The 21187-nt window shown below is 72.6% G+C and carries 15 protein-coding genes; 3 read left to right on the top strand and 12 right to left on the bottom strand.

Annotated elements, in window-relative coordinates; all coding sequences use genetic code 11:
• Positions 1 to 126 precede the first annotated feature (126 nt).
• The 3 genes from VM95_RS14360 to VM95_RS38860 form a co-directional block, all read right to left on the bottom strand.
• Positions 127 to 1413: a S8 family serine peptidase gene (locus tag VM95_RS14360; protein ID WP_045696417.1), complete on the bottom strand. Its 1287-nt coding sequence runs from the start codon at positions 1411 to 1413 to the stop codon at positions 127 to 129.
• Positions 1414 to 1511: 98 nt separating this feature from the next.
• Positions 1512 to 3128, bottom strand: a complete 1617-nt coding sequence (locus VM95_RS14355; protein WP_157882099.1) for a WXG100 family type VII secretion target — start codon at positions 3126 to 3128, stop codon at positions 1512 to 1514.
• Positions 3129 to 3171: 43 nt separating this feature from the next.
• Positions 3172 to 3591 (bottom strand): V-type proton ATPase subunit C, encoded by a 420-nt coding sequence (locus tag VM95_RS38860; protein WP_052707366.1) that lies wholly within the window; start codon positions 3589 to 3591, stop codon positions 3172 to 3174.
• 514 nt (positions 3592 to 4105) lie between these two features.
• Here VM95_RS38860 and VM95_RS14345 point away from each other — a divergent pair.
• Entirely contained in the window at positions 4106 to 6079 is a 1974-nt protein-coding gene (locus VM95_RS14345) for an FUSC family protein (RefSeq protein ID WP_045696415.1), read from the top strand.
• A gap of 29 nt (positions 6080 to 6108) precedes the next feature.
• Here the strand turns inward: VM95_RS14345 and VM95_RS14340 are convergent, their stop codons facing one another.
• From VM95_RS14340 to rsmI, 7 genes are all read right to left on the bottom strand, one after another.
• Positions 6109 to 7926: an ABC-F family ATP-binding cassette domain-containing protein gene (locus tag VM95_RS14340; protein ID WP_045696412.1), complete on the bottom strand. Its 1818-nt coding sequence runs from the start codon at positions 7924 to 7926 to the stop codon at positions 6109 to 6111.
• Between the two features lie 131 nt (positions 7927 to 8057).
• Positions 8058 to 8972: a 4-(cytidine 5'-diphospho)-2-C-methyl-D-erythritol kinase gene (locus tag VM95_RS14335; RefSeq protein ID WP_045696410.1), complete on the bottom strand. Its 915-nt coding sequence runs from the start codon at positions 8970 to 8972 to the stop codon at positions 8058 to 8060.
• Positions 8969 to 9850, bottom strand: coding sequence for a 16S rRNA (adenine(1518)-N(6)/adenine(1519)-N(6))-dimethyltransferase RsmA (rsmA, locus tag VM95_RS14330; protein WP_045696408.1), 882 nt, complete (start codon positions 9848 to 9850; stop codon positions 8969 to 8971). Before rsmA ends, VM95_RS14335 begins: the two co-directional genes overlap by 4 nt.
• Positions 9851 to 9948: 98 nt before the next feature.
• Complete coding sequence (locus tag VM95_RS14325) at positions 9949 to 10827, bottom strand: TatD family hydrolase (RefSeq protein WP_045696407.1); 879 nt, start codon at positions 10825 to 10827, stop codon at positions 9949 to 9951.
• On the bottom strand, positions 10827 to 12446 hold the full coding sequence (gene metG, locus VM95_RS14320) for a methionine--tRNA ligase (RefSeq protein ID WP_045696406.1): 1620 nt from the start codon (positions 12444 to 12446) through the stop codon (positions 10827 to 10829). Before metG ends, VM95_RS14325 begins: the two co-directional genes overlap by 1 nt.
• A gap of 82 nt (positions 12447 to 12528) precedes the next feature.
• Positions 12529 to 12954, bottom strand: a complete 426-nt coding sequence (locus tag VM95_RS43710; RefSeq protein WP_045696405.1) for a hypothetical protein — start codon at positions 12952 to 12954, stop codon at positions 12529 to 12531.
• Positions 12955 to 13189: 235 nt separating this feature from the next.
• The gene (gene rsmI / locus VM95_RS14310) at positions 13190 to 14059 is read right to left on the bottom strand and encodes a 16S rRNA (cytidine(1402)-2'-O)-methyltransferase (protein WP_045696403.1); all 870 of its coding nucleotides are present in this window, start codon (positions 14057 to 14059) and stop codon (positions 13190 to 13192) included.
• A 97-nt stretch (positions 14060 to 14156) separates the two neighbouring features.
• Here rsmI and VM95_RS14305 point away from each other — a divergent pair, with 97 nt between their 5' ends.
• Together VM95_RS14305 and VM95_RS14300 are read left to right on the top strand one after the other, a co-directional pair.
• Entirely contained in the window at positions 14157 to 15944 is a 1788-nt protein-coding gene (locus tag VM95_RS14305; RefSeq protein ID WP_078859887.1) for a dolichyl-phosphate-mannose--protein mannosyltransferase, read from the top strand.
• A gap of 191 nt (positions 15945 to 16135) precedes the next feature.
• Positions 16136 to 17905, top strand: coding sequence for a penicillin-binding transpeptidase domain-containing protein (locus VM95_RS14300; RefSeq protein WP_052706426.1), 1770 nt, complete (start codon positions 16136 to 16138; stop codon positions 17903 to 17905).
• 32 nt (positions 17906 to 17937) lie between these two features.
• Here the strand turns inward: VM95_RS14300 and VM95_RS14295 are convergent, their stop codons facing one another.
• A complete protein-coding gene (locus tag VM95_RS14295) occupies positions 17938 to 19347 on the bottom strand; it encodes a glycosyltransferase 87 family protein (RefSeq protein WP_052706427.1) in 1410 nt (469 codons plus the stop codon).
• Between the two features lie 128 nt (positions 19348 to 19475).
• Positions 19476 to 21032, bottom strand: coding sequence for an amino acid permease (locus VM95_RS14290; protein ID WP_078859885.1), 1557 nt, complete (start codon positions 21030 to 21032; stop codon positions 19476 to 19478).
• Between the last annotated feature and the right edge of the window lie 155 nt (positions 21033 to 21187).

Below are 21187 nucleotides of genomic sequence, written 5' to 3'. Positions count from 1 at the left end.
ACCACCACCAGCCCCCACCCGGGTGACCCCAGCGCACACCGCTGGCCCGCACGCCCCCCCAATGCACAACGCCCGGGCCGCCAGGGAGACCTGGCAACCCGGGCGTCGCGCCCCGCCTGCTCCTCACTACACGTACGGATGACCCCCGGACGGCACCGCCGCCCCCCTCCGACGCCGCACCACGACGAACACCACACCCGCCACCACCACCAGCCCGGCCACCACCCCGCCCACAACCGGCAGCGCGCTGCCGCCCCCGGAGCCCGACGACACCTCCACCTTCGGCGGCGCCGCCGGCGCACTGCTCGGGCTCGCGGAGGCGGACGCGGACGCGCTCGACGGCGCGGCGGGCGTCGGCGCAGCAGACGCCGCAGCCACATCGGCCGGCAGCGGGGAGACATCCGCGGGCCCGGGGTCACCGGGATTGCTCAACGCGATCCGCGGCCGCACCGAACCCCAACCGGCAGCGTCCGTACGAACGGTCCCGCCGTCCGCCCGACCGGCCGTGTTGATGAGGACGCGCAGGACCTGATTCGGCGACCAATCCGGGTGCGCCGACCAGACCAGAGCTGCCGAAGCGGAAGCCAGCGCGGTCGCGTCCGATGTTCCGTGACCGTCGCAGTACCCAGACGGAGTTGTGCACGGCGCCACCGTGTCCTTCCCCGGGGCCACCAGCGCGACCTGCGGTCCGGTCTCGGACTCGGCGGTAACGTTCCCGTCCCGGTCGAAAGCCCCGACGCCAACCACGTTGGGAAGACCACCGGGATAATCAACCGGATTCCCCGACTGCGCTTCATTACCGGCAGCAGCGAAAACCAGCGCCCCTCTCGCCCTCGCGGAAGCGAGAATGCGATTCAGCTTCGCCACATCCCCTGGATCCATCTTGGCTGAATTCATTCCCTGCGAAATGCTGATGACCTTGACTCCCTGACCGGCCGCATAGTCAATCGCCTTCCCGATCTGATCGAGGAAGTCGACCGAGACCACTGCTCCCGCAGAGCCGTTATTGATCTTCAAGGGCAGAATTTTGGCCCCGGGCGCCAACCCGTAGGCCCCCTTGCCGCCATTGGCCCTACCCGTCCCGGCGATCAGGCCGGCCATCTGCGTGCCATGCCCGTTGATGTAGGTTCCGACTCCGCCATCACCACCGCTGAAGTCCTTTCCGGGCAGGAACTGCCCTACCAGGTCCGGGTGATCCAGCTTGAACCCACCATCAATCACTGCAACGGTGATTCCCTGCCCTGTCGAAACCTTCCACATGTCCGACGCATACATGAAATCCAGGTGCCACTGATCGTTCCGGATCGAGCCGTCAGCAGCAGCCGGTAGCGCGGCCGGGCCGATCACAACCCCCATGGCCAGCAGGGCCGCAGCGAGCCTCCGCCCACGTGCCCGTGCCTTCGTCCGCCCCATCACAGCTCCTCGTCAGCATCCCTGTCAGAAAGAACCCGCGCCCGAACAGAACTGCCCGGCCACTGGGAAGGCCCAGTGGCCGGGCAGCCGTTGTCGGCCTACTCAATCACGTCCGGGTTGCTGTGCGGCGTACCGCTGGTCCAGGTCTCCTCGTCCTCGTGCAAGTAGTCGGCGCGCTTTCGGCGGTCCCGCTCGTTACGGCCCGCATGGCCGGCCGTTCCGGGCGCCATCATGCCGTTCTGGCCGGGCTTTCCCCGGCCCTCGCCGGCGCCGGTCCCTGCGCGGTTGCGCAGCCCCGTGCCACCCGGCGTGAACTCCCCTCCGACTGCAGGTCCCTTGCGACCACCAACCGTTCCGCCACTGGTCGAGGTCAGGCCCCGCCCACGCGAACCGCTCGAACCACCGGAGCCACCGACGCCGTGGCCTCCCATACCCGGGTGCATGCCGCCCATACCGGCCGGGTTTCCCGCACGACCACCGGCTGGAACCTCACGACCTCCGACGATGGGCCCGGTGGGCAGACTGGGATTGGCGGCCTTCCCGGGCATCGGGCCGGCGCCGAACGGCGTCGTGCGGGGCGGGATCGAACCGGTCCGGCCAGGGCCGGAGCCGTTCCTCGCCGGAATCGAACCGGGGAGCCCGCCGGGGATGTTGGTCATCGGGAGGCCGTTGGGTCCGCTGGGGCCCTCAACCGGGCCGCTGGGGTACCCGGGGTTCATGTTCGGGCCACCCGAGGGCACCGGTCCGGTCGGGCCGGTCTGGGTCGGCAGAGTCGCTGTCGACGGCAGGCTGTCTAGTCCGGTCCCCGGTCGGTTGATCGGGTCGGACGGGTGGGACGGCACCGAGGAACCCGGGTCCTGCGGTGTGGCCGGGAGCTGTCCACCGCCATGCGAAGAGATCGGCTCAGCACGGACCGGGTCGTACCAGCCCGAGTCCGTTCCAGGGTGGCGCGGAAGGCTCGAACCATCGACGTAGTTGCCCACGGACGGGCTGTAGCTCCCACCGGTGCTACCACTACTGGCCCGGGCGCTGCGGGAACGGTCGGCATAGTAGCCACCAGAGCCGCTTCCGCTTCCGTGGTCCGTGCTCGACCCCCTGTCCGGGTCCGAACCGGGCGACCCCGGCAACACCACATTGGTGTCGATCCCGTTCAGCGTCGTGGTCGCCGCGCTGTAGGCCTGCGCCAGCTTCTCCAGCTGGTGAACGGCTTCCTGCTTCTCCTTGTCGATCAAGGCCTGGGCCTGCTTGGCCTCGTCCTCGGTCACCCAGTCCTTGTTGATGCCCTTCATGTAGCCGTCGATCGTCCCCCCGACCGCGAGCTTGGACTCGACGTTCGGGGGGATCATGACGGCCTGCTTCTTTCGCTTGTCCACCGTGACGATCGCGTCGTTCGGGGGCAGCGGCACAGCGGACCTGGCGGTGGTGAGAGCCTCACCGGCCTGGTTCATCGCGTCGCCGGCCGTCCAGGAGTGCTTCGCAATGATCGCCGCCGACTTGTACAGGTTCCCGACCCACGTCTTGAAGCCCTCGGCCGCATCGCCCTCCCAGTGAACCTGGCCGAGGTGGGCCTGCAGGGCCGTGCTCAGATCCGACAGGACGCGGCCGGCCTGCTGGAGCTTCAGCGCTCGCGAAAGCACCTCCTGCGACTTGGCGCCGTCAACCATTCCCTTGAGCGTGGAGTGGGAATACTGATTGAAATCCGTCGTTCCTGCCATGCTTTGCTCCCCGTCTCCCCGTGAACCGCATTTCTCACCGCTGTCAGCGCGGCACATTGCCCTTCGGTGCTGCCCCGCTCGAATCCGCGGACGGCGGAGTCAGACCCGCGCCCTTCGCCACCGAGTTCTGGGCATCCGCCGTCTGACCTTCGTTGGTCGAGTACCTGCTGTGCGTCTCCCGGACCGCGTCCTTCATCGCCGAGATCTGGGCCGCGAAGTCCTTGTGCAGCTTCACCAGTTGGCCGTGGACGTTGTTGTAGGCCGTGTTCAGGGCCACCGCTTCCGGGAACTTCGCGGTGTCGAACATGTTCACGAAGCTGTCCGCGGTGACCTTCTGCGCCTCGAGCTTGTACGGTGCGGCCTCCGAGCCGTCCATCGCGGCGAGCAGTGCCTCGACCTGCTGGGCGAACTTGGTCAGCGTCTGCAGCTCGATCTCGACGTCGTGCTTGCCGAAGGCGTCCACCAGGGAAAGGGCACTGTCCGACGTCTGCTTCTGGCTGGCAGTGGGGCCGTAGTACCCCCCTGGAAGACTGGGCAGCGTGTAGGGGTTGTCGGCAGGCGATCCCGGAGGATTCGGCGCCGTATTCGGCGCCGAAGTCGTCGCCCCCGAGCTCGGCACCGGCGTGTTCCCCGAACTACCTGACACAGCAGTTCACCTCTCCCCCGTGCGGGCGGTCGCCCCCTGGGGGACTCCCGGTGGCCGCCTGCCCGCAATACTCCGTCAGCTTCCGGGCCGCGCGGCCCTGGTCGGCGAACCCGCCCGCCCTGAGGCGGATTTCGCCTCCGTCATGGTAGCCATCGCCCCTGTCGGACCGGCAGGGACCTTGGCCCGCCCGTGCACGATCGGTACGAACCTGACACGTACGCGCCCGCCGAACTCCCGTCCGGGGCCCGCGGCTAGAATGACCACGTACGCCCCATCTGCCGCGCAATGTCGCACAGCAGCGACCCCGAGGCCGCAGAACGGACGTGACCGCATGCCTTCCCCCGAGCTCGCACCGCCCGCCGCCTGGTGGGCGCGCGCCGCGCGTCCGGCCCGGCCGCCGTGGCCGGTGGCGCTGATGGTGCGGGCCGCGGTGGGCATGGCGGTGCCGTTGGCGGCCGGCCTGCTGACGCACCGCCTGGACCTGGGGACGTTCGCGGGGCTCGGCGCGATGCACGCGACGATGAACGACCGCGTCGAGCCGGCCCGGCTGCGGGCCGCGCGGATCGGGACGGCCGCGTTCGCCTCCGCCGTCGGCATGCTGGTCGGCACCGGCCTCCAGCACGCGCACGCGGGCGTCCTCGCCCTGGGCACCGCCCTGACCGTCACGGCGTTCGTCTCCGGCGCCCTGAGCGCGACGGGCCCGCGCGGTTCGGCCGCCGGGATGCTGCTGCTGGTGTCGGCGGCGCTGGGCAGCGGCATGCCGCTGCCGCGTCCGTGGTGGGCGGCGGCGCCGCTGCTGCTGGCGGGCGCCGTCTTCGTCACGCTCCTGGGCCTGCCCGGCCGGGCCCGTCACCGCCCGGCCGCCGACCCGCGCAACCGCGCGCTCGCGGCCGCGTACGAGGCGCTGGGCCGTACCCTGGCGGACCTCGGCACCCCGCGGGGCGTGGCCTCGCGCCGGGTGCTGACGGCCCGCCTGAACCAGGTGCAGGACCTCCTGCCGGGGAGCGGCGGCCCCCGCGCCGCCCGGCCGCACCGGATGTACGAGGCCGCGCTCGCCGCCACCGAGGCGGCGACCGGCCTGCTGTGGGCCCGGCGCCCGGTCCCGCCGGAGGTGGCCGAGGTCCCGGCCCGTCTCGCGGCGGCCGTCCGGCGCGGGGGCGGCGAGGTGGCGGTGCCGCACTGGCGGCCGGACACGCCGGCCCGGCGGGCGCTGGACGCCGCCCTGCGCGCGGCCGCGGACACCGTGGCCGGCCGGGAGCCGCGGCTGGGCACCGCCCCGGCGCCGCCGCCCGACCCGTGGCGGCTGCGGGCCCGGCCGCTGTCCCGGGCCTCGGTGCGGTACGGGCTGCGCGTGGCCCTGTGCATCGCGGCGGGTGCGGCGGTGACGGCCGGCTACCCGCTCAGCAAGAGCTACTGGGTGCCGATGACGATCGCCTTCGTGCTGAAGCCGGATCTGGGCTCGGTGTTCCTGCGCGCGGTGAGCCGTTCGGTCGGCACGGTACTCGGTGTGGCCCTGACGGCGGCGCTGCTCCCGCTCACCACGAACGAGTGGGCGCTGACGGCGATCGCCGCCCTCTGCGTCGCCCTGCTCCCGTACGCGACGGCCGCGCACTACGGCCTGAACACCGTGGCGATGACCCCGATGGCGCTGGTCCTGCTGCAACTCGGCGGCCAGAGCGGCGCGGCGGAGTTCTGGCCGCGCGTGCTGGACACCGCGCTCGCGAGCGCGGTCGTGCTGCTCTTCGGCTACCTGCTGTGGCCGGAGCGCCCCCGCCACCGGATCGAGCCCCGGCTGGTCACGGCGGCCTCGGCCCTGCGCGCCTACCTCGACGCGACCGCCCGCGAAGGCGAGGCCGCCCGCGCAGGTGCGACCGCCCGCGAAGGCGAGACCGCCCACGAAGCCGCGACCGCCCACCCGGGCGGGGCCCGCCCCCAGGCCCAGGTGTGGCTGCGCCGCACCGCGTACCGGTCGCTGGCGGACGCCCGCCAGGAGGTGCAGCACGGCCTGGCGGAGCCGCCGCCGACCGGCCGGCTGGCCGAGCGGTGGCTGCCGGCGACGGCCGCGCTGGAGCGGCTGGGCGGCGCGGTGGCGGCGTACTCGGCGCAGGTCCGCTACGGCGGCCGGGTGCCGGATCCGGCGGAGACCGACCGGGTCCGCCGGGCGCTGGACGAGCTGACGGCCGCGGCCCGCGAGCACCGCCCGCCGACGACCGCGGCCGCCCGCCCGACCGCGCCGCACGACCCGGCGCTCAGCGCCCTGGGCCGCGCGGCGGACGAGCTCGAACTCCTCCTCAAACCGAGCTAGCCTCGAACTCCCCCTCGGGCAGCGGAGGTTCAGACCTGCTCGGCCAGCTCCAGCCAGGTCATCTCCAGCTCCTCCTTCTCCTCCCGGACGGCCCGCAACTGCCCGTCCAGTTCGGCGACCTTGGAGAAGTCGGCGGCGTGCTCGGCGAGTTGGGCGTGCAGCTTGCTCTCCTTCTCGTCCAGCTTGGCGATCTGCCGCTCCAGCTTCTGCATCTCCTTCTTCGCCGCCCGCAGGTCCCCGCCGGACAGCCCGGCGGCGGCCTCGGCCGCGGGGGCGGCAGGAGCGGCGGCAACCGCGGAAGCCGCGTCGGCGGCCATCCGGGCCCGCCGCTCCAGGTACTCGTCGACGCCGCCCGGCAGCATCCGCATCCGCTTGTCCCCGAGCAGCGCGTGCACGACGTCCGTGGTGCGCTCGATGAAGAAGCGGTCGTGGCTGATGACGATCATCGAGCCGGGCCACCCGTCGAGCAGGTCCTCCAGCTGGTTGAGCGTCTCGATGTCGAGGTCGTTGGTCGGCTCGTCGAGGAACAGCACGTTGGGCTCGTCCATGAGCAGCCGCAGCAGCTGGAGCCGCCGGCGCTCGCCGCCGGACAGGTCGCCGACCGGCGTCCACTGCTTGTCCTTGCCGAAGCCGAACTGCTCGCACAACTGCCCGGCGCTCATCTCGCGGCCCTTGCCGAGGTCGACCCGCGAGCGGATCTGCTCGACGGCCTGAAGGACCCGGGTCTCCGGCTCCAGCTCGGCGATCTCCTGGGACAGGTAGGCGAGCCGCACGGTCTTGCCGACCTTGATCACGCCCGACGCCGGCTGCACGTCCCCCTCGCTCGCGTACGCGTCGCGCAGCGCCCGCAGCAGCGAGGTCTTGCCGGCGCCGTTGACGCCGAGCAGGCCGATCCGGTCGCCGGGGCCGAGCTGCCAGGTCAGGTTTTCCAGCAGCAGCTTGGGGCCGGCCTTGACGGTGACGTTCTCCAGCTCGAAGACCGTCCGGCCGAGCCGGGCGTTGGCGAACTTCATCAGTTCGCTCTTGTCGCGCGGGTCCGGCACGTCCGCGATGAGCGCGTTGGCGGCCTCGATCCGGTAGCGCGGCTTCGAGGTGCGGGCGGGGGCGCCGCGGCGCAGCCAGGCGAGCTCCTTGCGGGCCATGTTCTGGCGCTTCTGCTCCTCGACGGCCTCGATCCGGGAGCGCTCGGCGCGGGCGAAGACGTAGTCGGAGTAGCCGCCCTCGTACTCGTGCACCTCGCCGTGCTGGACGTCCCACATCCGGGTGCAGACCTGGTCGAGGAACCAGCGGTCGTGGGTGACGCAGACGAGCGCGGAGCGGCGCTTCTGGAGGTGCTGGGCGAGCCAGTTGATGCCCTCGACGTCGAGGTGGTTGGTGGGCTCGTCGAGGATGATCAGCTCGGGCGAGCCGAGCAGCAGCTTGGCGAGGGCGATCCGGCGGCGCTCACCGCCGGAGAGCGGGCCGATGACGGTGTCCAGGCCGTCCGCGAAGCCGGGCAGGTCGAGGCCGCCGAAGAGGCCTTCGATGATGTCGCGGATGCGGGCGTCGCCGAGCCACTCGTGGTCGGCGCGGTCGGCGATGACCTCGTGCCGGATGGTGGCCTCGGGGTCGAGGGAGTCGTGCTGGGTGAGGACGGCCGGTTCGAGGCCGCCGTTCCAGGTGATCCGGCCGCCGTCCGGCTCCTCGAGCTTGGCGAGCATCCGGATGAGGGTGGTCTTGCCGTCGCCGTTGCGCCCGACCACGCCGATCCGGTCGCCTTCGCTGACGCCGAGGCTGACTCCGTCCAGCAGGGCGCGGGTGCCGTAGACCTTCGTGACGGACTCGATGGTGGCGAGGTTGACGGCCACGTGTGCTGCGCTCCTGGGTTCGGCGGTCGCGGGGCGGGCTCGGCCCGCTCCTGTCTCGGGGACACCCCGATCCACCCCAGCCTAATGGGCTCGCGGATCACCCCGAGCCGCACGGCGCCGCCGCCGCCCCCTTACACCGCCGCCGCCCCCGGCACCGGCCCGTAGGTGGCGTGCGCGGTCCGGCAGGTGCCGGAGGCGCGCAGCGCCCGGGCGACGGCGGCGGCCGCGTCGGCGTCCTTGGCGAGGAAGGCGCAGGTCGGCCCGGAGCCGGAGACGAGCGCGCCGAGCGCCCCGGCCTCGGTACCGGCCCGCAGGGTGGCGGCGAGCGACGGCCGCAGCGAGACGGCCGCGGGCTGCAGGTCGTTGGCCAGGGCGGCCGCGAGGGCGACGGCGTCGCCCTCGGCGAGGGCCGCGAGCAGCGCCGGGTCCGGGTCGGGGGTGGCGACGTCGGTGTCGCCGGAGCCGGTGCCGGCCTCCTCGCGCAGCCGGTCGCACTCGCGGAAGACGGCGGGGGTGGACAGGCCGCCGTCCGCGACGGCGAACACCCAGTGGAAGGTGCCCTCGACCGGGAGCGGTTCGAGGATCTCGCCGCGGCCGCGGCCCAGCGCGACGCCGCCGACCAGGGCGAACGGCACGTCGGAGCCGAGTTCGGCGGCCAGCTCCAGCAGGGTCTCGTGCGGCGTGTCGAGCTGCCACAGCGCGTCGCAGGCGACGAGCGCGGCGGCGCCGTCCGCACTGCCGCCGGCCATGCCGCCGGCGACCGGGATGGCCTTGTCGATGTGCAGGTGGACGCCGGGGTCGGCGATCCCGTGGTGGGCGGCGAGCAGCCGGGCGGCGCGGGCGGCGAGGTTGCTGTCGTCGAGCGGGACGACGGCGGCGTCCGGCCCGGAGCAGGTCAGCGTGACGCCCTCGCCGGCGCTCGCGGTGACCTCGTCGCCGAGCGCGACGGCGAAGAAGACGTTGGCCAGGTCGTGGAACCCGTCGGCGCGCAGTCCGCCGACGCCGAGCTGCACGTTGACCTTGGCCGGCACCCGTACGGTGATCACTCGCTGTCCTTCGCGGGCTTGTGCTCGGCGATCGCGGCGAACTGCTCCACCGTCAGCATCTCGCCGCGCAGCTTGTGGTCGATCCCGGCGGCCGCGAGCGCCTGCTCGGCGCCGGCGGCGGAGCCGGCCCAGCCGGCGAGCGCGGCCCGCAGGGTCTTGCGGCGCTGGGCGAACGCGGCGTCGACCACCGCGAACACCTCCTCGCGGCTGGCGGAGGTCTTCGGCGGCTCGCGGCGGATCAGCGAGACCAGCCCGGAGTCGACGTTGGGGGCGGGCCAGAACACGTTCCGCCCGATGGCGCCGGCCCGCTTCACGTCGGCGTACCAGTTGGCCTTGACCGAGGGGACGCCGTACACCTTGTTGCCGGGCTTGGCGGCGAGCCGGTCGGCGACCTCGCTCTGCACCATGACCAGGGTCCGCTCGATGCTGGGGAAGGTCGCCAGCATGTGCAGCAGGACGGGCACCGCGACGTTGTACGGCAGGTTGGCGACGAGCGCGGTGGGCGCCGGGCCGGGCAGCTCGGTGACCTCCATGGCGTCGCTGAACACCAGGTCGAAGGAGGCCGCGCGGGAGGGCATCCGGGCGGCGACGGTGTCCGGCAGGTGCTGCGCGAGCACCGGGTCGATCTCGACGGCCGTGACGTGCCGCGCCACCTCCAGCAGCGCCAGGGTGAGCGACCCGAGCCCCGGCCCGACCTCCACCACCGCGTCCTGCTCGGTCACCTCGGCGGCCCGGACGATCCGCCGCACGGTGTTGCCGTCGATGACGAAGTTCTGCCCGCGCTGCTTGGTCGGCTTCACGCCGAACGCGGCCGCCAGCTCCCGGATGTCGGCGGCGCCCAGCAGGTGGCTGTCAGGGGTGGGGTCGGTGGTGCTCACGCGCCAAGGATACGGGCGCACGGGGCTCCGCCCGGACCGGACGGCGCCCCGCGGCACCCGAACAGGACGGGGCTCGGCGCCCGAAGGCCCGGGCGGTCTCAGTACCCGAAGGCCCGGGCCGTGTTCTGCGCGACGGCCGTCGACAGCTCGTCCTCGTGCAGCCCCAGCGTCGCGGCCATCGAGCGCACGGTGACCGGGATGAGGTACGGCGCGTTGGGCCGCCCCCGGTAGGGGTGCGGGGTGAGGAAGGGCGCGTCGGTCTCGACCAGGATCCGGTCGAGCGGGGTGGCGAGCAGGGCGTCGCGCAGCGGCCGGTTGGCCTTGAAGGTGACCGGGCCGGCGAAGGAGAGGTACCAGCCGTGCTCGGCGCAGACCTTCGCCATCTCGGCGTCGCCGGAGTAGCAGTGGAACACCACGCGCTCCGGCGCGCCCTCCGCCAGCAGCACGGCGATGACGTCCTCGTGGGCGTCGCGGTCGTGGATGACCAGGGCCTTGCCGTGCCGCTTGGCCATCTCGATGTGGCGGCGGAAGGACTCCTTCTGGATCTCCACGCCCTCCGGCCCGGTGCGGAAGTAGTCCAGGCCGGTCTCGCCGACCGCGCGGACCTGCGGCAGCGCCGCGAGCGCGTCGATCTCGGCGAGCGCGGCGTCCAGCGCCGCGGCGCCGCCCGCCGGGCGCTGCTGCCCGGACCAGCCGTCCGGGTCGCCGAGGAAGATCCGCGGCGCCTCGTTGGGGTGCAGGGCGACGGCCGCGTGCACCTGCTCGAACCGGGCCGCCAGTTCGGCGGCCCAGCGCGAGCCGGGCACGTCGCAGCCGACCTGGACGACGGTGGCGACCCCGACCGAGGCGGCCTTGGCCAGCCCCTCCTCCGGGGTGCCGGACTGCATGTCCAGGTGGGTGTGCGAGTCGGCCACCGCCACGGCCAGGGGTTCCGGCAGCGGCGGCGGGGTCGACCGGTCGTCGTCCTTCCTGGCCATCAGGCGGCGGGCTTCTCTTCGAGGCGCGGGAAGAGGATCTCGCCCTTGGTGACGGTGGACCCGGCGGGCAGCCGGCCCCAGTCGGCGACGGTGGCGACGGTCTGGGCCGACAGCGCGCCCAGACCGGCCTCGGCGCCCAGGGAGACCCACAGCTTCTCGGCGGTGGACGGCATCACCGGGTTGAGCAGGACGGCGGTGGCCCGCAGCGCCTCGGCGGCGGTGTAGAGGATGGTGGCCAGGCGCGCCCGGCCCTCCTCGGAGTCGTCCTTGGCGACCTTCCACGGCTCCTGCTCGGTGAGGTAGCCGTTGACCTGCTTGACGAACTCGAAGATCGCCGCGATGCCGCCGGCGAAGTCCAGCTCCTCGCCGATCTTCAGGTCGGCGGCGGCGACGGCCTTGGCCAGCCCGTCCGCGACGGCCTGCTCCGCGTCGCCGGAGGCGACGGCGGCCGGCAGCGACCCGTCGAAGTACTTGCCGACCATGGCGGCGACCCGGGAGGCCAGGTTGCCGAAGTCGTTGGCGAGCTCGGAGGTGTACCGGGCGGTGAAGTCCTCCCAGGAGAACGAGCCGTCGGTGCCGAACGGGATCGCCCGGAGGAAGTAGTACCGGTAGGCGTCCACGCCGAAGTGCGAGGTGAGGTCGGTGGGCGCGATGCCGGTCAGGTTGGACTTGGACATCTTCTCGCCGCCGACCATCAGCCAGCCGTTGGCGACGACCCGCTTGGGCAGCGGCAGCCCGGCGGCCATCAGCATGGCGGGCCAGATGACGGCGTGGAACCGCAGGATGTCCTTGCCGACCAGGTGGACGGAGGCCGGCCACAGCTCGGCGAAGCGCTCCGGGTCGCTGCCGTAGCCGGCCGCGGTGATGTAGTTCTGCAGCGCGTCGACCCACACGTAGAGGACGTGCTTCTCGTCCCAGGGCAGCGGAACGCCCCAGTTGAAGGTGGAGCGGGAGATCGACAGGTCCTTGAGGTCCTGCTCGACGAAGCGCAGCACCTCGTTGCGGGCCGAGGCGGGCTGGATGAAGTCCGGGTTGGCCGCGTAGAACTCCAGCAGGCGCTCGGCGTAGGCGGAGAGGCGGAAGAAGTAGTTCTCCTCCTCCAGCCACTCGACCGGCCGCTTGTGGACGGAGCAGAGCTTCTCGTCCTCGGTGGCGCCGTCGAGCAGCTCGGAGGGGAGCTTGAACTCCTCGCAGCCGACGCAGTACGGGCCGGAGTAGCCGCCCTTGTAGATCTCGCCCTTGTCGTACAGGTCCTGGACGAACTCCTGCACCCGGGCGGTGTGCCGCTCCTCGGTGGTGCGGATGAAGTCGTCGTTGGCGATCTCCAGGTGCCGCCAGAGCGGCTTCCAGGCTTCCTCGACCAGCTTGTCGCACCACTCCTGCGGGGTGACGCCGTTGGCGTCGGCGGTCCGCATGATCTTCTGACCGTGCTCGTCGGTGCCCGTCAGGTACCACACCTTCTCGCCGCGCTGGCGGTGCCAGCGGGTGAGCACGTCGCCGGCCACGGTGGTGTACGCGTGCCCCAGGTGCGGACGGTCGTTGACGTAGTAGATCGGGGTGGAAACGTAGTACGCCGGGGCGTTCGCCCCGGTGGTGCTGTGGTCTGTGGTGTCCGCCATGGTCGGAAAGCTTAGTCGCGCGCGGGGGCCGCCCTCGACCGCGTTTCGCCGCGGGAGGGCGGCCCCGGCCCGCACCCCGGTGTCAGCCCAGCAGCCGCGACCAGAACCGGGCCCAGCGTCCGCGCGGCTTCGAGGGCCCGGGCACCGGGGACGGCCCGGCCGGCTCGGCGTGCGCCGGGTAGCCGGGGGCGTGCTGCCAGGGCTGGTCGGCGACGGCCACCCGGCCCTCGCGCATGATCCGGACGGTGTGACCGCCGCACCCCGGGCAGGTCGGCTTGAGCAGCGGCGACGGCACCCGGACACCGTTGGCGTGGTACTCGAACACGACGTGCCCGTCCTTGGCGACGTGGTGCTCGATGTCGTACGCCTGCTCCCAGCCGTACCCGCAGCGCAGGCACGCGAAGGAGTAGGCCTCCCGTACGGTCTCGACGGGAGGGTGCGGCCGGCCGGCCAGGCCTGCGGTGCTCAGCGCGTTGCCGCCGAGGGGGCTACCGACGATGTCACTCATAGCCGTCTCCCAGCGCCCGCCGGACGCTCGCCCGGCTGGGTCTTTCCGTTCCAGGAAATGCCCGGACCGCCCCGTTGGACGCCCCTCTTGTGAAGACTTGGACGCGGATTGGAGAGCCCTATACGAAAGGCCCGTCGAGTTCCGGAATCCGCGACCAAAACTTCAGCTCAGTGGGTGTTTACCGGGGCCTTCACTCCAAGGTACGACTCCCCGGGCGCCACGCAACCCCCGGAATTCACCCGTTCTTCCGGGCCTCCGGCGCACCCTCCTTCTTGGCCGCCACGACCGCGTCGAAGACCTCCCGCTTGGGCAGCGCGAGCTGCGCCGCGACGGCCGCGATGGCCTCCTTGCGCCGCTCCCCGGCCTCCTCCCGGACGGCCACCAGCCGGGCCAGCTCGGCCGGGGTGTGCTCCTGCGGCGCGGCCGGCGGGGCGCCGGCGACGACGACGGTGATCTCGCCCTTGACGCCGTCCGCCGCCCAGGCGGCCAGGTCGCCGATCGGGCCGCGCTTGACCTCCTCGTAGGTCTTGGTCAGCTCCCGGCACACGGCGGCCGGCCGCTCCGGGCCGAACGCCTCGGCCATCGCGGTCAGCGCCTCGGCGATCCGGTGCGGCGCCTCGAAGAAGACCATGGTGCGCGGCTCGGCCGCGATGGTGGCGAGCTGCCGGGCCCGGTCGCCGGTCTTGCGGGGCAGGAAGCCCTCGAAGGTGAAGCGGTCGACGGGCAGCCCGGAGAGGGCGAGCGCGGTGAGCACGGCGGACGGCCCGGGCACCGCGGTGACCTTGACGTCGGCGGCGACGGCGGCGGCGACCAGCCGGTAGCCGGGGTCGGAGACGGACGGCATCCCGGCGTCGGTGACCAGCAGCACCCGGGCGCCGCCGAGCAGCGCCTCGACCAGTTCGGGGGTGCGGCCGACCTCGTTGCCCTCGAAGTAGGACACCACCCGCCCGGCCGGGGTCACCCCCAGCGCCTGGGTGAGCCGGCGCAGCCGGCGGGTGTCCTCGGCCGCGATCACGTCCGCCGTGGCGAGTTCGGTGAGCAGCCGGGGCGGGGCGTCCGAGACGTCGCCGATGGGGGTGCCTGCGAGAACGAGTACTCCTGTCACGGGCCCCATCCTCCCAGCTGCCGGGGCGCCGGGGCGTTTGGTGACGATTCGGGCAGCTTCCGAGGGAGCGCTCACGCGTGCGAACGGCGCGCCTACGATGTGGCGGATGAACGGCGACACGGCGGCGCAGACGCCCACTGGTACGGACCACACCGCGCAGGGCGGCGTCGGCCTGCCGTCCCCGCGCCCGCCGCTGGAGGCGTCCCCGGGCTGGCGCGAGCGCCTGTCCCGGTTCGGCCGCCCGGGCCGCGCGCCGGTGCCGCTGACCGAGCGCCTGGTGCCGCCGATGCCGGACGGCCCGCGGGTGACGCCGCGCGACGTTCCGCAGTCGCCGCTGCTGCTGCGCCTGGGCCTGTCGCTGCCGCAGGGCCTGTGGTGGTTCCTGTGCCGCTGGTCCGGCTGGCTCGGCCCGATCGCGGTGGCGCTGTTCGCCGCCGTGCTGCGCTTCGTCCACCTCGGGCAGCCGAACGCGATCATCTTCGACGAGACGTACTACGCCAAGGACGCGTACGCGCTCTGGCACGGCGGCTACGAGATCAACTGGCCGGAGGACGCCAACGCGCAGATCATGTCGGGCGCGGCCGTCCCGTACCGCCCGATGGCCTCGTACGTGGTGCATCCGCCGGTGGGCAAGTGGATCATCGGCGCGGGCGAGCAGCTGTTCGGGATGAACCCCTTCGGCTGGCGGTTCTCGGTGGCCCTGCTCGGCACCCTGTCGGTGCTGATGCTGGCCCGGATCGCCCGCCGGATGTTCCGCTCGACGCTGCTGGGCTGCGTGGCCGGTCTGCTGCTGGCGGTGGACGGCCTGCACCTGGTCCTGAGCCGGGCCGCGCTGCTCGACCTGGTGGTGATGTTCTGGACGGTGGCCGCCTTCGGCTTCCTGCTGCTGGACCGCGACCGCACCCGGGCCCGGCTGGCCGCCGCGCTGGGCGGCGTGGAGAACGCCGAGCTGGCGCAGCGGCTGCGCCTGGGCTGGCGCCCGTACCGGATCGCGGCCGGCGTCTGCATCGGCCTGACCTGCGCCACCAAGTGGAGCGGCCTGTACGTGATGGCGGCCTTCGGCCTGATGTCGGTGCTGTGGGACGTCGGCGCCCGCCGGCTGGCCGGCGCGCCGCGCCCGTACGCGGCCGTGCTCACCCGGGACGTGCTGCCGGCGTTCGTGTCCGTCGTGCTGGTCTCGACGGCGACGTACGTCGCCTCCTGGTGGGGCTGGTTCGCGAGCAGCAACGCGCCCGGCCAGGGCGGCTGGGGCCGGGACTGGGCGGTCGGCCGCACGACCGACTACCCGTGGATACCGGAGGGCCTGCGCGCCCTGTGGCACTACCACTCGACGGTCTACGAGTTCCACACCAACCTGCACGACCCGCACGTCTACCAGTCGAACCCGTGGTCCTGGCTGGTGCTGGGCCGACCGGTGTCCTTCTACTACGAGTCCCCCAAGCGGGGCGAGGCCGGTTGCACGGCGGCCGACTGCGCCCGCGAGGTGCTGGGCATCGGCACCCCGCTGCTGTGGTGGGCGGCCGTGGTGGCGCTGGTGTACTGCCTGTGGCGCTGGGCGTTCCGCCGGGACTGGCGGGCCGGCGCGCTGCTGTGCGGCCTGGCGGCCGGCTACCTGCCCTGGTTCCTGTACCAGGAGCGGACGATCTTCCTGTTCTACGCGGTGGTGTTCGTCCCGTTCCTGGTGCTGGCGGTGACGATGCTGATCGGCGCCCTGATCGGCCCGGCCGGCGCCTCCCGGGACCGCCGGATCATCGGTTCGGCGGCGGCCGGGCTGCTGGTGCTGATGATCGTGTGGAACTTCCTGTACTTCTATCCGCTCTTCACCGGGCAGACCATCCCGCTGGACGACTGGCGCGCCCGGATGTGGTTCAACAGCTGGGTCTGACCCCCGGCCCGGACATGTGCGCCGCGGGGGCGGGAATCGTCCGTACGCGGTGCACGACACGTACCAGATCCGTCACAAGTCCCCGGCGTTTCGTCGGCGCACCGACGGACGCTGCCTAGGGTGGGGGGCGTACCGCGTTTCCGGCCCCCGCCGGTTGCGCCCGGCCGCGAGACCCCTGGGGGATTTGCACCATGCGCAGAGGCGCCAAGATCGGGATCATCACCGGCGTGTCCGTCGCCGTCCTCGCGGGCGGCGGTTACGGGGCGTACAGCCTGATGGGCTCGGACTCCGGGTCGTCCGACGCCAAGAAGCCGCGCACGGTGGTGGCCGAGCCGCCCACGGCGGACCAGGCCGCGAGCGGCGCGAAGGACTTCCTGGCGGCCTGGGCGGCCGGCGACCTCGCCAAGGCGGCCTCGCTGACCGACGACCCGGCCTCCGCCGAGAAGGCGCTGACGGCGTTCCGGGACAACGTGAAGCCGAGCGCGCTGACCCTCAACCCGGCCGGTCCGGCCACCCCGCAGGCCTTCGCCTCGGCCACCGGCACCCCCTCCCCCACGGCCAAGCCCTCGGCCGGCGCCTCCGCGACGCCGTCCGCGAGCGGCACGCCCGGCGCCGGCGACTCGCCGTCCGCCTCCGCCACCCCCGGGCCCACCGGGGTGCTGATGGGCTACAAGGCGCGGGCCGAGTTCGCGGGCACCAGCCGGGTCTGGGACTACAACGGCTTCCTGAACGTCGTGAAGATGAGCGACGACACCCCGGCCGTGCACTGGGCGCCCACGGTGATCCACCCGCATCTGAACGGCACCGAGACGATCGCCGTGCAGCCGGTGTTCGCCCCGCCGTCCACCGTGGTGGACCGCAACGGCAAGGTGCTGCAGAGCCCCTCGCTGACCTCGGCGCTGATGACCTCCCTGCAGGACAACGCCCACAAGCTGCTGCCGCCGGACCCGAACAAGGACCAGGACGCGGGCAGCGCGGTCGTGATCAGCGACCCGAACGGCAAGGGCAGCCAGGACAAGCTGTTCACCATCGTCGAGCCGAAGCCCGCCAAGCCGTTCAAGGTGACCATCGACGGCGCCCTCCAGGCCGCCGCCGAGAAGGCGATGACCGACCTGGGCGGCAAGTCCGGCTCCATCGTGGCGATCGAGCCGAGCACGGGCCAGGTGCTGGCCTTCGCCAACTCCCCCGCCAACGGCCAGAACCGGGCCTTCAACGGCCTGCTCGCGCCGGGCTCGACGATGAAGATCGTCACCTCGACGGCCCTGCTGGAGGCCGGGGTCAACCCGGACACCGTGGTGGCCTGCCCGGAGAAGAGCAGCAACCCGGTGGCGATCCCGAACGACTTCCCGGGCGCGTTCCCGAACAACACGCTCCAGCAGGACTTCATGGTGTCCTGCAACACGGCCTTCATCAACCAGGGCCTGACCAGCCTCAAGCCCGAGACGCTCGCCGGCACCGCCAAGGACGTCTACGGCATCGGCCTGGAGTGGAAGACCGGCCTGCCGAACGCGGACGGCAAGATCCCCGCGACGCCGGGCAGCAAGGACGAGCAGGCCATGAACTACATCGGCCAGGGCAAGGTCCAGATGAACCCGCTGGCCATCGCCTCGATCACCGCGACCGTCCAGAGCGGCGCGTTCAAGCAGCCCATCCTGGTCGCCGGCCTGCCGCAGCAGGCGGCGGCCCGGCAGATCTCGCCGGACGTCGCCGGCAAGCTGCGCGCCATGATGAACGCCACCGCGGTCGGCGGCACGGCCAAGGAGGTGATGGCCGGGATCACTGACAACGCGGGCGCCAAGACCGGCTCCGCCGAGGTCCAGGGCGCGTCCACCACCAACAGCTGGTTCACCGCGTTCCGCGGCAACCTCTCGGTCGCCGCCGAGGTCCAGGGCGGCGGCCACGGCGTGGACGCGGCCGGCCCGGCCGTCGCCTCGCTCCTGAAGGCGTACGGGGTCAAGTAGTACGGCCCGTCCGGAGCCCGCCCAGCCGCGTGTCAGCCGCGCGGCAGGGCGGGCTCCGGCGTCTCCCGGCGCCGGCCGGGCGGCAACGGCCGGCGGCTGCTCCAGCGCCGGGCGGCCAGCCGGGGCCAGATGAGCAGTACGGCCGGCAGCCCGAGGTAGCCGAAGCGTCCGGCCGGGGCGAGCATGAACGCGATGGTGAGCCCCACGGCCAGCAGATCGGCGGCCGCGATCGCGGTGACGGGCGGGCGGGCCAGCAGCCAGATGGTCACGCCGACGGCGCCGATGGTCACCAGCGCGAGCGAGATGCTGTGGCCGGTCGGCCCGATGCCGGCCAGCACCTTGCCGGGCAGCGGGCTGCCGGCCGGGGTGCGGATCGCGGTGAGCCCGAGCGGGAAGCGCACCACCTGGTCGCGCAGCGCGTCGCTCTGCCGCAGCCAGGCGGGCAGCATGACGGCCACGCTGGTGCCGACCGCGATCAGCGCCGTCCGGGCGGCGGGCCGGCGCCCGTAGAGCCGCCAGAGCAGCAGGACGGCCACCGGCAGCGCGGGCCAGGCGGTCCACTTGAGGGTGCAGGCGAGGGCGAGCACCAGCCCGGCGCCGACCGTGCGGCCCCGTTCGGCGAGGGCCATGGCCAGGCAGCAGACCCCGATCAGCGGCAGGTCGATCCCGCCGACCACCAGGGCGAGCGCTATCAATGGCGAGGCGGTGAGGACGGCCAGCGGCAGCAGCGGCGCCCGGTCGCGGCTGGGCCGCAGCAGCCGCCAGGCGGCCAGCAGGCAGACGAAGAAGGCGAGCGCGAACCAGATCCGGGCGTCCCCGGCGACCCTGGCGAAGGCGGTGGAGCTGCCGAACAGTTGGCGCGGCAGCCCGAACAGGGACATCGCCGGCAGGTAGGGGTTGTAGTCGGTGACCACGGCCGGGTGCGGGAGGTAGACGTCGCCGGTGGTGAGCAGCAGGTGGGCCGAGCGTTCGACGACCATCACCTCGGACTGGTGGCGGCCGGTCAGGGCGAGCAGTCCGAGCGGGGCGAGGACGGCGCCGACCAGGGCGACGGCGGCCGCGGCGTGGGCCGCGACGCGGCGCGGCAGGGTGAGGCAGAGGAGCCCGGCCAGGGCGTAGGCGGGAGCGGCGATCAGGCCCCAGATCCGCTGGTTGGGCAGGTCGGAGACGAGCGGGAAGGCGGCGGCCCAGCCGGCCGCGATCAGACAGCCGATCAGCTGGACGGAGCGCAGGGAGGCGAGCCGGGCGGGATTCAGCCGATCGGGCGTGGGCGGAAACGTGTTCTCGCCACGCTGTCGGGGGAACGGCCGGGTGGAGAAGCCCCGCGGGGGCCGTCCGGGTCCGGCCGTGGCCTGGGCCGCGGTGGTCTGGGCCGGCGTTCTGCCGCGGCCGGTGAAGCGGCCGCGCGGGCGGGAGAAGCCGGGCGTGCGGGTGCTCACCATGGTGGAAGGTTAGGGGTGCGGGCCGGGCGCTGTCGCCATCGCCTCGGGCGTCGGATACGGGGTGGCACGCGAAGGGCCGCCTGGAGCTGTGCAGTTCGGCGGCCCTTCACGATCGGGTAACGGCGGAGTCAACGCGCGTCGACCTCGACGGCCTCGGCCTGCGCGGCCGGTCGTTCGAGCCGGGAGTGCTTGATGCTGTAGCCGAAGTAGACGACCACCGCGACGACGAGGGCGACGGCGCCGGCCCGGAAGGTGTCGGCGTGCAGGCCCTTGATCAGGTAGGCGCAGAAGCCGATGCTGAGCAGCGGGACGACCGGGTAGAGCGGGACCTTGAAGCCGCGCGGCAGGTCGGGCTGGGTGCGGCGCAGGACGATCACGCCGACCGAGACGACCGAGAACGCGATCAGGGTGCCGAGGCTGGTGATGTCGGCGAGGACGTCCAGCGGGACGAAGGCGGCCAGCGCGCCCACGCCGAGCCCGACCACGATGGTGTTCCAGACCGGGGTGCCGGTGCGCGGGGAGACCTGGGCGAAGCGCTCGGGCAGCATGCCGTCGCGGCCCATCGAGTACAGGATGCGGGTCTGGCCGTAGATCACCACGAGGGTGACGCTGAAGATCGAGATGATCGCGCCGACCGCGAAGATCATCGCGGGCCAGCCCTGGCCGGTGATGTCCTGCATGATCTGGGCGAGGCCGGCCTCCTGACCCTTGAACTGGTCCCAGGGCTGGGCGCCGACGGCGGCCAGCGCGACCAGGATGTAGAGCAGGGTCACCACGACCAGCGAGATGATGATCGCCAGCGGCATGGTGCGGCGCGGGTTCTTGACCTCCTCGCCGGCGGTGGACACCGCGTCCAGGCCGATGAAGGAGAAGAAGATGCTGGACGCGGCGGTCCCCACGCCGCCGATGCCGAGCGGCATGAACGGGGTCAGGTTTCCGGAACGGAAGCCGGTGACGGCGACGCCGACGAACAGCAGCAGGATCACGATCTTGATCCCGACCATGGCCGCGTTGACCTTGACCGACTCGCTGACGCCGCGGACCAGCAGGAAGCAGATCATCGCGACCAGCAGCAGCGCCGGCAGGTTGAACCAGTGGCCGCCGCCGGGGGCGCCGGACAACTGCTCGGGGATCCGGAACCCGAAGGCCAGGTCGAAGAACTTGTTCAGGTACTCGGCCCAGCTGACCGCGATCGCCGAGGCGGACACGCCGTACTCCATCAGCAGGCAGATGCCGACGCCGAAGGCCACGCCCTCGCCGAGGGTCGCGTAGGCGTAGGAGTACGAGGAGCCGGAGACCGGGATCGCGGAGGCCATCTCGGCGTAGCAGAGCGCGGTGAGGCCGGCGGTGACCGCGGCGAGCACGAAGGACAGGATGACGGCCGGGCCGGCGTCCGGGACGGCGGTGCCGAGCACGAAGAAGATGCCGGTGCCGATGGTGGCGCCGATGCCGATCGAGGACAGCTGCCACAGGCCGATCGAGCGGCGCAGGTGGATGCCGGAGCGCCCACCGCCCTCGGGTGCGCCGGCCGGAAGGCCGTGGCCCTCGCTCTCCGCGATCAGGGTCGAGACGGGCTTGCGTCGCAGCAGGCGCGAGCCGAGGGTGTTGCTGGCCAAAACCACGGTCCTTCTGGGCGGGGGAGGGTGTCCTGGTGGTCGGTCACCCCGAGCACTGGGGGGTGCCATCGGGGACCAACCGAACAAACATGGGACAGTACCCCGCGAATACGCCACTGTCGCAAACGAACAGTCCTGATCCGCGCATTGTACGAATTGGCAGATCAGATGTTACAAATCCGACACTTCGCACGCGGCGCATCTCGCGGAGGTTTGGTAAAAGA

Source organism: Streptomyces rubellomurinus (genome assembly GCF_000961885.1).
Taxonomy (GTDB): Bacteria; Actinomycetota; Actinomycetes; order Streptomycetales; family Streptomycetaceae; genus Kitasatospora; species Kitasatospora rubellomurina.
This window is presented reverse-complemented; position numbering and strand designations above follow the sequence as displayed.

Coding starts and splice junctions, on each gene's coding strand:
- VM95_RS14360 (WP_045696417.1), bottom strand. CDS start 1,413: ATGGGGCGGACGAAGGCACGGGCACGTGGGCGGAGGCTCGCTGCGGCC.
- VM95_RS43710 (WP_045696405.1), bottom strand. CDS start 12,954: ATGAGTGACATCGTCGGTAGCCCCCTCGGCGGCAACGCGCTGAGCACC.
- VM95_RS14325 (WP_045696407.1), bottom strand. CDS start 10,827: ATGGCCAGGAAGGACGACGACCGGTCGACCCCGCCGCCGCTGCCGGAA.
- VM95_RS14345 (WP_045696415.1), top strand. CDS start 4,106: ATGCCTTCCCCCGAGCTCGCACCGCCCGCCGCCTGGTGGGCGCGCGCC.
- VM95_RS14295 (WP_052706427.1), bottom strand. CDS start 19,347: ATGGTGAGCACCCGCACGCCCGGCTTCTCCCGCCCGCGCGGCCGCTTC.
- VM95_RS14305 (WP_078859887.1), top strand. CDS start 14,157: ATGTGGCGGATGAACGGCGACACGGCGGCGCAGACGCCCACTGGTACG.
- VM95_RS14290 (WP_078859885.1), bottom strand. CDS start 21,032: ATGGCACCCCCCAGTGCTCGGGGTGACCGACCACCAGGACACCCTCCC.
- VM95_RS14355 (WP_157882099.1), bottom strand. CDS start 3,128: ATGGCAGGAACGACGGATTTCAATCAGTATTCCCACTCCACGCTCAAG.
- VM95_RS14300 (WP_052706426.1), top strand. CDS start 16,136: ATGCGCAGAGGCGCCAAGATCGGGATCATCACCGGCGTGTCCGTCGCC.
- metG (WP_045696406.1), bottom strand. CDS start 12,446: ATGGCGGACACCACAGACCACAGCACCACCGGGGCGAACGCCCCGGCG.